At 57.7% G+C, this 12759-nt stretch carries 13 protein-coding genes and 1 tRNA gene; 5 read left to right on the plus strand and 9 right to left on the minus strand.

Annotation, left to right across the window (positions count from 1 at the left end):
* Positions 1–4: 4 nt before the first annotated feature.
* The 7 genes from ABJT94_RS06085 to ABJT94_RS06115 form a co-directional block, all read right to left on the minus strand.
* Positions 5–340 carry a DUF3392 family protein gene (locus ABJT94_RS06085; RefSeq protein ID WP_348474803.1) on the minus strand — a complete coding sequence of 112 codons (336 nt, stop codon included), beginning with the start codon at positions 338–340 and terminating at the stop codon, positions 5–7.
* Positions 341–551: 211 nt separating this feature from the next.
* Positions 552–627, minus strand: a tRNA-Thr gene (locus tag ABJT94_RS06090).
* A 73-nt stretch (positions 628–700) separates the two neighbouring features.
* Entirely contained in the window at positions 701–1417 is a 717-nt protein-coding gene (gene phoU / locus ABJT94_RS06095) for a phosphate signaling complex protein PhoU (protein ID WP_348474804.1), read from the minus strand.
* Between the two features lie 17 nt (positions 1418–1434).
* Complete coding sequence (gene pstB / locus ABJT94_RS06100; protein WP_348474905.1) at positions 1435–2232, minus strand: phosphate ABC transporter ATP-binding protein PstB; 798 nt, start codon at positions 2230–2232, stop codon at positions 1435–1437.
* 102 nt (positions 2233–2334) lie between these two features.
* The gene (gene pstA, locus ABJT94_RS06105; RefSeq protein ID WP_348474906.1) at positions 2335–3648 is read right to left on the minus strand and encodes a phosphate ABC transporter permease PstA; all 1314 of its coding nucleotides are present in this window, start codon (positions 3646–3648) and stop codon (positions 2335–2337) included.
* Positions 3641–5029 (minus strand): phosphate ABC transporter permease subunit PstC, encoded by a 1389-nt coding sequence (pstC, locus tag ABJT94_RS06110; protein ID WP_348474805.1) that lies wholly within the window; start codon positions 5027–5029, stop codon positions 3641–3643. Before pstC ends, pstA begins: the two co-directional genes overlap by 8 nt.
* 246 nt (positions 5030–5275) lie before the next feature.
* A complete protein-coding gene (locus tag ABJT94_RS06115; RefSeq protein WP_348474806.1) occupies positions 5276–6319 on the minus strand; it encodes a substrate-binding domain-containing protein in 1044 nt (347 codons plus the stop codon).
* A 300-nt stretch (positions 6320–6619) separates the two neighbouring features.
* Between ABJT94_RS06115 and ABJT94_RS06120 the strand changes: the two genes are divergently transcribed.
* The 5 genes from ABJT94_RS06120 to ABJT94_RS06140 all read left to right on the plus strand — a co-directional run bounded on the left by ABJT94_RS06120 (position 6620) and on the right by ABJT94_RS06140 (position 11064).
* Entirely contained in the window at positions 6620–7039 is a 420-nt protein-coding gene (locus ABJT94_RS06120) for an acyl-CoA thioesterase (protein WP_127556867.1), read from the plus strand.
* Between the two features lie 206 nt (positions 7040–7245).
* Entirely contained in the window at positions 7246–7926 is a 681-nt protein-coding gene (locus ABJT94_RS06125) for a TIGR00153 family protein (RefSeq protein WP_127556869.1), read from the plus strand.
* A 55-nt stretch (positions 7927–7981) separates the two neighbouring features.
* Positions 7982–9247 (plus strand): inorganic phosphate transporter, encoded by a 1266-nt coding sequence (locus tag ABJT94_RS06130; RefSeq protein WP_348474807.1) that lies wholly within the window; start codon positions 7982–7984, stop codon positions 9245–9247.
* 172 nt (positions 9248–9419) lie between these two features.
* Positions 9420–10115, plus strand: coding sequence for a monofunctional biosynthetic peptidoglycan transglycosylase (gene mtgA / locus ABJT94_RS06135; RefSeq protein ID WP_348474808.1), 696 nt, complete (start codon positions 9420–9422; stop codon positions 10113–10115).
* Between the two features lie 73 nt (positions 10116–10188).
* The gene (locus tag ABJT94_RS06140) at positions 10189–11064 is read left to right on the plus strand and encodes a DMT family transporter (protein ID WP_348474809.1); all 876 of its coding nucleotides are present in this window, start codon (positions 10189–10191) and stop codon (positions 11062–11064) included.
* On the opposite strand, the gene ABJT94_RS06145 is transcribed toward ABJT94_RS06140, so the two are convergent.
* Positions 11061–12164, minus strand: coding sequence for an AI-2E family transporter (locus tag ABJT94_RS06145; protein ID WP_348474810.1), 1104 nt, complete (start codon positions 12162–12164; stop codon positions 11061–11063). The two genes, ABJT94_RS06140 and ABJT94_RS06145, sit on opposite strands and share 4 nt — an antisense overlap.
* A gap of 115 nt (positions 12165–12279) precedes the next feature.
* Positions 12280–12723, minus strand: a complete 444-nt coding sequence (locus ABJT94_RS06150; protein ID WP_348474811.1) for a hypothetical protein — start codon at positions 12721–12723, stop codon at positions 12280–12282.
* Between the last annotated feature and the right edge of the window lie 36 nt (positions 12724–12759).

Here is a 12759-nt window from a genome sequence, read left to right on the forward strand (position 1 = left end):
CTCATCACCCCCGCCGACTGTGCTTTTCAGCCAGCCAGCCGACCAGTATAAACACCAGCACCACAATCAACCCAAACCAGACCGAACCCGCCATTAACAACAGCCGGGAAACCAGCGGCACCAGATAGACCGCGATCAGGCCATACCCGATGGCACACAGCAGAATAAACACCAGTGTCCGAACGATAAAATGAGCCCGGCGAATCAGCGCCCAGACGGCACGGTTAACGTCATTGCCATATATAACCAGCAAAGTGGCCACCAGGGCCGAAGACACAAAGGTAAGGTGCGGGCGGATCAGCCCCGAAAGCGACAACAGCAGGTCGGTAATGAAGTTCATGCCAGATTCCAAAGCAGTACAACGGACGAACCGCTGACTCTACTGAATATCCGGGCAAGCCGCCAGTGAAGGGAACTGAAAGGATCAGTCGAGGCAGATTTTTGCATGATCGATGGCAAACAGGTGCCGAAGCGGACTCATGGCACCCAGTGACAGCAACCACCAAACCCCAGATACGAAAAAACCCGCACGAAGCGGGTTTCTTTGAATATGGTGCCGGCACCAAGAGTCGAACTCGGGACCTACTGATTACAAGTCAGTTGCTCTACCAACTGAGCTATGCCGGCAACGGGTGCGTAATATAAGGAAAACCCCTGTGCTCGTCAACAACCTTTTGATTCGCAACAAGTTTTTTCGCCATTATTTTTTCTTGATCTGGGCTTCCACCTGATCGAGCTTGATGTGGCGCACGTCTTTGCCCTTCACCAGATAGATGACCGACTCGGCCACGTTGCGGGCATGATCGCCGATCCGCTCCAGCGAGCGCAGCGACCACATCACGTTCAGTGCCCGGGTAATGGTGCGCGGGTCTTCCATCATGGTGGTGACCAGGGTGCGAATGGCTGTGCCGTATTCCAGGTCGACCGCCTGGTCTTGTTGCAGCACATCAAAGGCGCTGTCGGTATTCAGGCGGGCAAAGGAATCCAGCGACTGGGAGACCATCTGACGGACTTTCTCGCCAATGTGGCGCAACTCAACGTAACCCTGCGGGCCCGAGCCGGTGTCGGCCAGTTCCAGCGTGTGCTTGGCGACTTTTGAAGCCTCGTCACCCATGCGTTCCAGATCGTTTACGGCCTTGGTGACCGCGATCACAAAGCGCAGGTCTGACGCTGCCGGGTGGCGCAACGCCAGAATGCGGGTGCATTCCTCGTCGATCTCCAGCTCCATGTCGTTTACCGTTTTATCGGTCTCGATCACGCGCTGGGCCAGGGCGGTGTCCATTTCCATCAGCGCTTTGAGCGCGTCTTCGACCTGTTGCTCAACCAGGCCGCCCATTTGCATCAGGTTCTTGCGCGCTTCTTCCAGCTCGGCGTTGTACTGAGCGGAGGTGTGGCGGTCGAAATGTGATTTATCCATGGTGTCTCCCTCTCCGGTCAGCCGAAGCGACCGGTGATGTAATCTTCAGTCAGTTTGTGATCCGGCGAGGTGAAAATCTTGTCGGTGTCACCCACTTCAATCAGCTTGCCCAGGTGAAAATAGGCCGTACGCTGCGAAACCCGAGCCGCTTGCTGCATGCTGTGGGTCACGATCGCAATGGTGTAGTTCTCTGACAGCTCGGCGATCAGCTCCTCAATGCGCGCGGTGGCGATCGGGTCCAGGGCTGAACAGGGCTCGTCCATTAAAATCACCTCGGGCGACACCGCGATGGTGCGGGCGATGCACAGACGCTGCTGCTGACCACCCGACAGACCGGTGGCTGGCTTGTCGAGCCGGTCTTTCGCTTCATCCCACAGGCCCGCTTTGCGCAGAGCGGTTTCCACCACCTCGTCCAGTTCCGCACGACGCGACACCAGGCCATGAATGCGTGGACCATAAGCAACGTTGTCGTAAATGGATTTGGGGAAGGGGTTCGGCTTCTGGAACACCATCCCGACCTTGGCCCGAAGCTCTACAACGTCCATGCTTTTATCGTAAATATTGCGGCCGTCGAGAATGATCTCGCCTTTGACCCGGCAAATGTCGATTGAATCATTCATTCGGTTCAGGGTGCGCAAAAAGGTCGACTTGCCGCACCCGGACGGCCCAATCATCGCAATGACTTCGTTCTTGCCGACATCGAGACTCACATTGTGAATCGCCTGATTATCTGCGTAGAATACATCGACATTGCGGGCGCTGAGGCGTGGGTCGTCCAGCAACGGGTCGCCCACGGTCTGGGTCCAGTCGCCGATGTCAAACTGATCGGGTTCGGTCTTGGCTACGGTCACGGTGTCGGCCTTATGTTCTGTGTACTGATTGGAAATGGTCATCGTCTACGGTCTCCCCGAAATCGCCTACCAGCGACGCTCAAATTTACGGCGCAGCAGGACGGCCAACAAATTCATCAGCGCCAGGAAGCCCAGCAGCACCATAATGGCTGCGGATGTCTTGGCAATAAAGGCCCGTTCCGGGCTGTCCGACCAGATATACACCTGAACCGGCAGAACCGTGGCGGCATCAGTGAACCCCTGCGGAATATCCACAATAAAGGCCACCATGCCAATCATCAGCAATGGGGCTGTTTCACCCAGGGCCTGAGCCATGCCAATGATGGTGCCGGTCAGCATGCCGGGCATCGCCAGGGGCAATACATGGTGCAGCGTCACCTGCATTTTTGAGGCTCCAAGCCCCATGGCTGCATCCCGAATCGACGGTGGCACCGCCTTTATCGATGCACGGGCTGAAATAATAATGGTCGGCAAGGTCATCAGCGTCAGCACCAGGCCACCGACCACCGGGGCCGAGCGCGGCAATCCGAAGAAGTTGATAAACACGGCCAAACCAAGCAGGCCAAACACAATGGACGGCACCGCCGCCAGGTTGTTGATGTTTACCTCAATGATGTCGGTCAACCGGTTCTTGGGCGCGAATTCTTCCAGATAAATGGCCGCGGCCACCCCTATCGGGAACGACAGCGCCAGCGTCACCACCAGGGTGTAGAAAGAGCCGACCACAGCCCCCCAGACACCGGCGGTCTCAGGGTCACGCGAGTCGCCACGGGTAAAAAAGGTGGTATTAAAACGGCGCTCGATATCGTCATTGGCCAGCAAGTCGTCGATCCACTCCAGCTCCAGATCGGATACCCGGCGCTCATCGGATGGCAAATTACGATCAATGGTGCCGTTCAGTACCAGGTCCAGGTCATCATCGGCCATGAGCCACAGTGTTTCGGTTTGACCCAACAGATCCGGGTTGGCTATCAGCCGATCCCGCACGGTGTATCCGGCGGCGGTGCTGACCAGCGACATCAGTTCGCGGGTGTCGTTCCGGCCAGACACCTCGGGGAAGCGTTCCAGCATCGACTGACGCACCGCGTTGTCAAAGTCGGCAAAACGCAGCTGCTCTGGATCGGAGGCGTCGTCGATGTACAGGGCATCCGGATCATAGGTGATGTCGAGCTTGATAAAGGAGCTCTGAAAGGCCGGTATACCCTGGCTGAAAATGGTAACCAGCAATATAGCCAGAAAGGCCAGGCCTCCGGTGATGGACGCGATGCCATAGGCCTTGAAGCGGCGCTCACGGTTGTAACGCTGCTTCAGTCGGGCGTTCAGACGTTCCTGCTTGACGGTCGCCATCCGCTCGATGGCATTCAACGATTGATCAGTCATATTGTTCACGGAACCTCTTCACGATCGACATGGCCACAATGTTCAGCAAAAGGGTAGTAATAAACAGCATCAAACCGAGCGCAAAAGCGGCCAGCGTTTTAGGGCTGTCAAACTCCTGGTCACCGACCAGCAAGGTAGCGATTTGCACCGTCACCGTGGTCACGGCTTCCAGCGGGTTGACCGTCAAGTTGGCGGCCAGACCGGCCGCCATCACCACAATCATGGTTTCCCCAATGGCCCGTGACGCCGCCAGCAGTACCCCGCCCATAATGCCCGGCAGAGCGGCCGGAAAGACGACCTGGCGAATGGTCTCGCTCTTGGTGGCACCGAGGCCGTAAGAGCCATCGCGCAAACTGTTCGGGACGGCATTGATCACGTCATCAGACAACGACGACACAAAGGGAATAATCATGATGCCCATAACCAGGCCCGCGGCTAACGCCGATTCGGCGGAAACGCCATCGAACCCGATGCCCTGGAAAAAGTCACGGACCAGCGGCGCCATGGTCAGGGCGGCGAAAAAGCCATACACCACCGTGGGAATACCGGCCAGCACTTCCAGTAGCGGCTTAACGACACCGCGCACTTTCGAATTGGCGTATTCCGATAGATAAATGGCCGACATCAGCCCGAGTGGTACGGCCACCAGCAAAGCAATGGCAGCGATCAACAGTGTGCCGACAAACAACGGTATGGCCCCAAAGGCGCCAGACGAACCGACCTGATCGGCGCGAATCGCAATCTGAGGGCTCCACTTGGTACCGAACACAAAATCGAGAAATGGAATCGACTGGAAAAAACGGATGCTTTCAAACAGAACCGACAAAATGATGCCGATCGTGGTGAAGATGGCGATGGTAGAACAAAGCAGGAAAAAGCCTTTAAGCACGACCTCAAACTGCGGGCGGGCTCTCAGCCTCGGGCTGGTGCGCAGCCAGGCATAGGCGCCCCCCAGAACCGAGATGACCAGGGTCAGCGCCACCTTGCCAAACTGACTGCTCTCGGTTAAGCGTTGCAGCAACTCACCCGCCTGAACCAGGTCGGGGTACTGACTCCCATCAATAGTGCCGAGCTGAATGTTGCGAATGCGGCTAAAGGTCAGGCTTATTTGAGATTCCGAGACGCTGGTGTAGGCGTCCGGCAACGTCGACAGGACGGTACCGGTGATGACGGTTGTTTCCATCCCCGACCAGACAGCCACGATGATAAGGGCTGGAATACTTGTCCAGACGGCGGCCATCAGTCCGTAGTAATTGGGCAGGGAATGCAGCCGCTTAATCCCGCCAAGTGGCTGGGCCAGCTGCACCGAGCGTTGACGGCCGAGCACGTAGGCGGCGACCGTCAACGCCAGTACGAACAAAATCAGGGTCGATGTTTGCATCCAACCACTCCTCAGAACATGAAAAAACGTCTCGGTCACTGCTCTGTTGCCCGGTTGAAATACACCGTGCAGAGCGTTGACCGGGACATTCCATTATCGGTGTTAACAGTACCGGGCCTAGGTTGCGCATTCTCTCAGAAAATACCGCCAGAAGAACCCGTACCGTTAAAACACCAAGAGGAGGGCCAGCCAACTGGACCTCCTCCGATCGGGCCTGACGCTTGTCCGGCCCCTTACGACTATCGCTTACAGTGAGACGTCGCGCAGGTTCTCTGCGTTGTCTTTCATGCGAGCGAATTCGGTATTGGACAGCGGAATCAGACCACGGTCGATCAGGTAACCGTTGGCGCCAATGGACCGGCGGCTGGTGAATTCAGCCAGGTACTCTTCGATACCCGGAATCACACCCACGTGTGCCTTCTTAACGTAGAAGAACAACGGGCGGGACACTGAGTAAGAGCCGTCAGCGATGGTATCAAACGTGGCTTGAACGCCTTCAACCGCGACTGACTTGACCTTGTCAGAGTTCTGATCCAGGAACGAGTATCCGAAGATACCCAGTGCGTTTGGATCATTCTCCAGACGCGACACGATCAGGCTGTCGTTTTCACCGGCTTCAACGAAAGCACCGTCTTCACGCATGGTAGCGCAGACTTCTTCCATCTTGTCTTCATCCGTGTCTTCCAAAGACGCTATCGCGTCAAATTCCATGCAACCTTCTTCCATGACCAGTTCAACGAACGCATCACGGGTACCGGATGATGGCGGCGGGCCAAACACGCGAATGGCGATGTTCGGCAGGCTGCTGTCGATGTCGTTCCAGGTTTCGTATGGGTTGGTCACCAGACCGGAGCCATTCGGGCTCGGCACAGTTTCAGCCAACGCCAGGAACAACTGGCCCTTGCTCAGCTCAAGCTCAGCACCGTCAACGCTGTTCGCGATGGCAATGCCGTCGTAGCCGATCAATACTTCAACGACGTCTTCCACACCGTTGCTGGCACACAGGTCGATTTCAGATTGCTTGATGCGACGAGAAGCGTTGGTAATGTCTGGCGTGCTTTCGCCGACACCCTGGCAAAACAGGCTCAAACCGCCGCCTGAACCGGTAGATTCAATGGTCGGCGTTGGGAATGAAGTAGTCTGACCGAAACGCTCGGCAACCACCGACGCGAATGGGAACACAGTAGAAGACCCTACAATGCTAATCTGGCTACGGCCTTCGGCCGATACCGTTGCGAAGCTGGTAGCGGCGGCGGCAAGTGCCAGGGCGCCAATCATTTTCTTGTTCACTGGTAAACCTCCAGTCAGTCTTTGGTTTTTCTCGGCCTGCCCAACTGCGAATTGGCAACTGGGTCACAACCTCGAAGCTCGAGAGGCATGCTAGAGCTCGGATATGACAAGGATATGTCTTTGATATGACAGTATTGTTACAACTGTCATAAATATCGCATACGGACCGATCAGCGGCCCATCAGCATAGTCAAAAGCGGTGGTTTTCCCGTATACTCCAAGCCAGTGATGTATTGCCGCTACCGGCCGGACAGCCCCGCCCGGCCTGACTTTCCAGGCCAGAACGACGCTAGGGACCCCATGAAAAAACTGGATGAAAAAGACCCGACGCCCCGCGGTGAGCTACAACTGCGGGTCGTCGCCCAGCCCAAAGACACCAACACCAATGGCGATATCTCCGGTGGCTGGCTGGTCACGCATATGGACATGGCCGCCAGCATCGCCGCCAGCCGACTGGCGCATGGCCGTACCACCACCATGGCCATTGGTGACATGTCGTTTGTGCGGCCGGTCCGGGTTGGCTCCGTCATCTGCTGCTATACCCGCATTCTGGGCATGGGCCGCAGTTCAATTCGCATCGGCGTTGAAGTCTGGTGCCGGATGCCCGAAGACGAAGAACGGCAAAAGGTCACGGAATCGGAGTTCGTGTACGTCGCCATTGACGACAAGCGACGCATCCGGGCTCTGCCCCAGCCCAGCGAGGGCGAACCACTTAACTGACCAACGCGTTGTTCAAACCTGCCCGGCGGCCTGCCGGGTAAGTAATCACTCTCCATACAACCCCCGGCCTTGCAACCTCGTCTCCACGCCAAAACACCCGCTGGTCAAAAAAATGTGAATTAGCCCGCATGTGACGTTTTTATTACTGCGCCGGGTCTCTATAATGCGCCCCCACTTCATTCGACGATGCAACAGAGGAAAGCGACATGGCGGCTGATAGCCCATTGATGGCCCTCTTTGGCCGTTCCCCGGTCAAGCCCATGCAGGAGCACATGCAGAAGGCACACGCCTGTGTGGTTCGACTGATCGACTTTTATGATGTGGCCGCTACTGGTGACTACCAGGCGGCCGAAGCCATCCGTCAGGACATCGCCAAACTCGAAGGCGAAGCGGACCGGATGAAAAAAGACATCCGCATGCACCTGCCCAACAGCCTGTTCATGCCGGTCCCCCGCTCCGACCTGCTCGAATTGCTGACCCACCAGGACAAACTCGCCAACCGCGCCAAGGACATTGCCGGGGTGATGCTGGGACGGGAAATGACCATCCCGAACCCCATACAGCCGCTGATGCGCGAGTACCTGGAATCATCGATCAACACCAGCCAAAAAGCGGCTGATGCACTTGCCGAACTGGATGAACTGTTTGAAACCGGCTTCAGCAGCCGCGAAATCAAACTGGTGAGCGGCCTGCTCAACGATCTGGACGATCAGGAGCACCGGGCCGATGAACTGGAAATCCGCGTACGCCGCGCCCTGCGTGCCGTGGAAAAGGACTACCCCCCCATCGACGTGATGTTCCTGTACCGGGTAATCGAGCTGATCGGTGACCTGGCAGACGTGGCACAACGCGTCGGCTCTCGTTTGCAAATTCTGTTAGCTCGCTGATACGCGCCCCAATCGGCTTGTGTCACCCCATGCTCACCGATAAGAGGAATACCCCATGACCGTCATTGCAGAATACGGCCAATGGTTCGTCCTGCTTGCCTGCCTGTTTGGTTTTTTCATGGCCTGGGGCGTTGGCGCCAACGATGTTGCCAACGCCATGGGTACATCCGTCGGCTCTCGCGCCCTGACCGTTAAACAGGCGATTATTATCGCCATGGTGTTCGAGTTCGCCGGCGCTTACCTGGCCGGTGGCGAGGTCACCGGTACCATTCGAAAAGGCATCATCGATGCCAATGTGATGGCCGGATCGCCGGAATTACTGGTCTACGGGATGATGTCGTCGCTACTGGCGGCGGCCATCTGGCTGGTCATCGCCTCGATGATGGGTTGGCCGGTCTCCACCACTCATACCATCGTCGGCGCCATTGTTGGTTTTGCGGCCGTCGGCATCGGCGTTGAGTACGTGCAATGGGGCAAGGTCACGTCCATTGTGATGAGTTGGGTGGTGTCTCCGGTATTGGCCGGAACCCTGGCCTTCTTCATTTTCCGCAGCGTTCACAAGCTCATCCTCAATACCGACGACCCTTTTGGCAATGCCAAACGCTACGTACCCGGCTATATGTTTCTGACCGCTTTCATGATCACCATGGTGACGTTCACCAAAGGCCTGAAACACGTCGGCGTTGGCCTCTCATTTGGGGAAAGCGTACTGATCAGTCTCGCCGTCAGTTTCGCCGTGATGTTGCTCGGGGTCGCCTTACTCAAACGTGTGACCATCGACGAAGAGGCAGACCGTCATTTTCGCTTTGCCTCGGTCGAAAAAGTGTTCGCCATTCTAATGATCTTCACTGCTTGCGCCATGGCGTTTGCCCACGGCTCCAACGATGTGGCCAATGCGGTTGGCCCGCTGGCGGCCATCATCAATGTGGTGGCCAATCAGGGCAATATTCTGGCTGAATCAGCCATGCCCGCCTGGGTCCTGCTGCTTGGCGGCGGCGGCATTGTGGTCGGTCTGGCCACCTTTGGTTACAAGGTGATGGGCACCATCGGCCGGAAAATCACCGAACTGACCCCAAGCCGGGGGTTCGCCGCCGAACTGGCGGCTGCCACCACGGTCGTGCTGGCCTCGGGCACCGGCCTGCCGATTTCCACGACCCACACCCTGGTGGGCGCCGTGCTCGGCGTGGGCATGGCACGCGGCATCTCAGCGCTGAACCTCAGAGTCGTGGGCACTATCTTCGCCAGCTGGATCGTCACACTGCCCGCCGGTGCCTTCCTGGCGATCATTTTCTTCTTTATGTTCAAGGGCATTTTCGGCTAAGCCGCTTTCCCGCAACCGCCCTGCCGGGCGGTTGTCTCTTACTCGCCAGCTTTGCAGATGGTAACCGCACTTTCCGTGTGCGCGACAGGCAATGGCACCATACTCTTTCATGACAGTTGCAAGGCCTGCTTTTGGGGTAAACTGGCTACTTATTTTTCTCTGATCATCATGGATGCGTGTGCGTTTCAACTTCACTCCCAGGCGCTTGTTGCGCCGTTTCCTCTGGCTGACAGGCGCCCTGTGCCTGCTGAGTGTTGGCCTGACCTTGCCGCTGGCCGTGTTTAACCCACCCACCACAGCGTACATCCTGCAAGATTCGGGCGACCGGTCGCCCTGGCTAACCCGGTGGACCCCACTGGAAGACATTTCCCCGCATCTGCCCCTGGCCGTCGTTGCCTCTGAAGACCAGCGCTTCCCCGACCATTTCGGCATTGACGTCGCGGCCATTCGCAAGGCCCTGAATGAAGACCGTGACCGGTTGCGCGGCGGCAGCACCATCAGCCAGCAACTGGCCAAAAACCTCTATCTCTGGACCGGTCGCAGCTTAGTGCGCAAAGGCATCGAAGCCTGGCTAACGTTGTGGATGGAGCTGCTCTGGAGCAAGGGCCGTCTGCTCGAGATCTACCTGAACGTCGTTGAGTTCGGGCCGGGCATTTATGGGGTGACCGACGCCAGCGAGCATTTTTTCAACAAGACACCGGCGCAGTTGACGCCCTACGAAGCCTCTCTGCTCGCGGCTGTGCTGCCAAACCCCAAGCGCCTGAACGTCGGACAGCCATCGGTCTATGTATCACAGCGCAGCCGGACGATTCGCACGGCCATGTCCTATCTGGGCGGTCACAGCTACCTGGAAGGCGTGATTCGTTAGTTTGTTTCAAGGCATGAGCTTTGGCGTAAAAACCCGTACAGTAGGCGCCCCACAGTTCTGATACGGTTCCGCCATGCTGCCACCCCGCCACGCCTCTCTGACCTTGCTCGCACTGCTCGCATTCGCCGCCAATTCAGTGTTGTGCCGGCTGGCACTGGGCACCCTGAGTATTGATGCAGCGTCGTTTACCGCCGTGCGGCTGGTGTCCGGTGCGCTGACGCTGGTGGTCATTCTAGCGTTGCGGCATCGCCATAAGCGTATGTCGGCTCTGGTGCTCGCCGGTTCGTGGCGTGGGGCGGGTTTTCTTTGGCTGTACGCGGCGAGTTTCAGTTTCGCCTACGTGCAGCTCGATACCGCCACCGGCGCCTTACTGTTGTTCGGTACGGTGCAACTGACGATGATCATCACCAGCCTGCTGCGGGGTGAACGCCTGACCGGGTTGGAGTGGCTGGGGCTATGGATGGCGGTGGGCGGCTTTCTGTACCTGATCGTGCCGGGGCTGACAGCTCCAACCCGGCTCGGGTTTATGCTAATGGTCATCAGTGGCATTGCCTGGGGGTTCTACACCCTGAACGGGCGCGGTTCAAGCCAGCCGCTGGCCGATACGGCCGGTAACTTCGTTCGGGCGGCGCCGTTCGCCCTGCTGTTGTATCTACCCTTTACCGATTCGATTCTGATTTCATCGCACGGCTTTTGGCTGGCCGTTGCCTCGGGTGCACTGGCCTCCGGCATCGGTTACGCGCTCTGGTACAGCGTGCTGCCTGTACTCAGTGGCATTCAGGCCAGCGTGCTGCAGTTGAGTGTGCCGATTCTGGCGGCGGTGGGTGGCGCCATCATCGTACTGGAACCTCTGACGACGCAACTACTGATCGCCACCGGGCTGTTACTGGGCGGCATTGGAGTGTTCCTGACGGGACGGGCAAAGCAACCAGCCCGCCCACCGCGTTAGGGGCCTTGTTCGGCGGTGCCAGCCTCTGCGGTCTGATTGTCTGGCACTGGCTGGTTCACATCGGTATTGAATTCTTCCATGAAAATATCCCAGAAGGTCAGGAAGACAGCGGCGATCAGCGGCCCGATGACAAAGCCATTGATGCCCATCAGTGCAATACCGCCCAGGGTCGAGAACAACACCAGGTAATCCGGCAGCTTGGTGTCCCGTCCGACCAGAATGGGGCGCAGAATATTATCGGCCAGGCCAATGATGATGACGCCATAAAGCACCAGCACAATGCCCGCCACAACATCGCCCACAGCAAACAGGTAGATGGCCGCCGGCCCCCACACCAGGGCTGCACCGACGGCGGGAATCAGCGACAGCACCATCATCATCACGCCCCAGAGTATAGCGGCGGGAATGCCCAGCACCCAGAAGATGAAGCCCCCCAGCGCACCCTGCACCATGGCCACAACCAGGTTGCCCTTGACCGTCGCCCGAGTGACTTCAGCGAACTTATCGAACAAGCGGCGTTCGCGCTCATCGCCCAAAGGCAGGGCTTTGACCATCAGTTCGATCAGGGTATCGCCGTCGCGCAACAGGAAGAACGTCAGATAGAGCATCATGCCCAGGTGCAATACAAAAGAAAGGGTGCTTTGGCCAAAGGTCAGTGTCTCCTGAGCCAAATAGCGGCTCGCAGCAACACTGAAGCTGGAGATCTGCTCGCGCAGGTTGTTGGTGTCGATGCCCAGTCGCTCGAGCGTTTCCGGAATGATCGGAAAAGCGGTGCGAATCTGGTCGAGGTAAGCACCGGGTGACATTTCTCCATCCTGAATGCCCTGATACACCCCAATGGCTTCGCGAACGACCTGTGCCAGAATCAACAGCACCGGAATCACTACGATCAACATACAGCACAACAAGGTGGTAATCGCCGCCAGATTGCGCCGCCCGTTAAAGCGACGCACCAGGCGCTGCTGCAACGGATAAAAAATGACAGAGACAGCGGCGGCCCAGAAGATGGCCCCCCAAAACGGTTCGAGCACCAGCCCGAACAGCACCGTAACGATCAGTAAAAACACCAGAAACGAGCGCGTTTCCATCGACTGTTTCATGTTCCAATCCCTAATCCCTTAATCCAAGGTCGGCCAGCTTACCTTAAGTGGCGCAAAAACCTAACTCTGGGCCGCTAAAATGCCCAGCGGGTCACAGCTGGGCGCAGAAACCTGGCTACAGCGTCGTTTGCAACACGGCCAGTTCGTCGATGAACTCGTCGCTGTGTTCTACCAGTGCCTGCAGTACATCCTGTTCCTGGTCAGTCCAATCCTGTTCCAGTGCCTCCAGAATAACCTGGCGCCATTGGGTCTCGGCTTCGGTCAGGCGGCGGATCAGGCTGCTCTCGTCGGTCAGCTGGGTATGCACCCAGTCCGCAATGGCCTCAAGCAGAGCACGTTCGGTGTTGGCGGCCTTGGGCAGGTCGCCACGCTCGCGCTCGAGCACTTCGACATCCAGCAGCAGGGTTTCGCGGCGCACCGCTGTGGTTCTTAACAAACGTTCAATCGGAGCCGAGAGGGTGCTTTGGTCGAGCACATCCTGAATTCGCTCCAGCAGCTCGCCGCCCTGGGCATGAATTCCTGCCAGCGCAGCGGTATGGTCGTCTCTGAGTATCGGCATAATGGCGCTCCCGGGGGCAATATGTAGGCCCTGTTC

This window comes from Saccharospirillum sp. (assembly GCF_039982735.1).
Lineage (GTDB): Bacteria > Pseudomonadota > Gammaproteobacteria > Pseudomonadales > Natronospirillaceae > Saccharospirillum.

Bases quoted from the DNA above. Each gene is read 5' to 3' on its own strand.
- ABJT94_RS06125 (WP_127556869.1), top strand. From the start codon at position 7,246: ATGGCGGCTGATAGCCCATTGATGGCCCTCTTTGGCCGTTCCCCGGTC.
- ABJT94_RS06085 (WP_348474803.1), bottom strand. From the start codon at position 340: ATGAACTTCATTACCGACCTGCTGTTGTCGCTTTCGGGGCTGATCCGC.
- pstC (WP_348474805.1), bottom strand. From the start codon at position 5,029: ATGCAAACATCGACCCTGATTTTGTTCGTACTGGCGTTGACGGTCGCC.
- ABJT94_RS06150 (WP_348474811.1), bottom strand. From the start codon at position 12,723: ATGCCGATACTCAGAGACGACCATACCGCTGCGCTGGCAGGAATTCAT.
- ABJT94_RS06120 (WP_127556867.1), top strand. From the start codon at position 6,620: ATGAAAAAACTGGATGAAAAAGACCCGACGCCCCGCGGTGAGCTACAA.
- ABJT94_RS06130 (WP_348474807.1), top strand. From the start codon at position 7,982: ATGACCGTCATTGCAGAATACGGCCAATGGTTCGTCCTGCTTGCCTGC.
- mtgA (WP_348474808.1), top strand. From the start codon at position 9,420: ATGCGTGTGCGTTTCAACTTCACTCCCAGGCGCTTGTTGCGCCGTTTC.
- pstA (WP_348474906.1), bottom strand. From the start codon at position 3,648: ATGACTGATCAATCGTTGAATGCCATCGAGCGGATGGCGACCGTCAAG.
- phoU (WP_348474804.1), bottom strand. From the start codon at position 1,417: ATGGATAAATCACATTTCGACCGCCACACCTCCGCTCAGTACAACGCC.
- ABJT94_RS06140 (WP_348474809.1), top strand. From the start codon at position 10,189: ATGCTGCCACCCCGCCACGCCTCTCTGACCTTGCTCGCACTGCTCGCA.
- ABJT94_RS06145 (WP_348474810.1), bottom strand. From the start codon at position 12,164: ATGAAACAGTCGATGGAAACGCGCTCGTTTCTGGTGTTTTTACTGATC.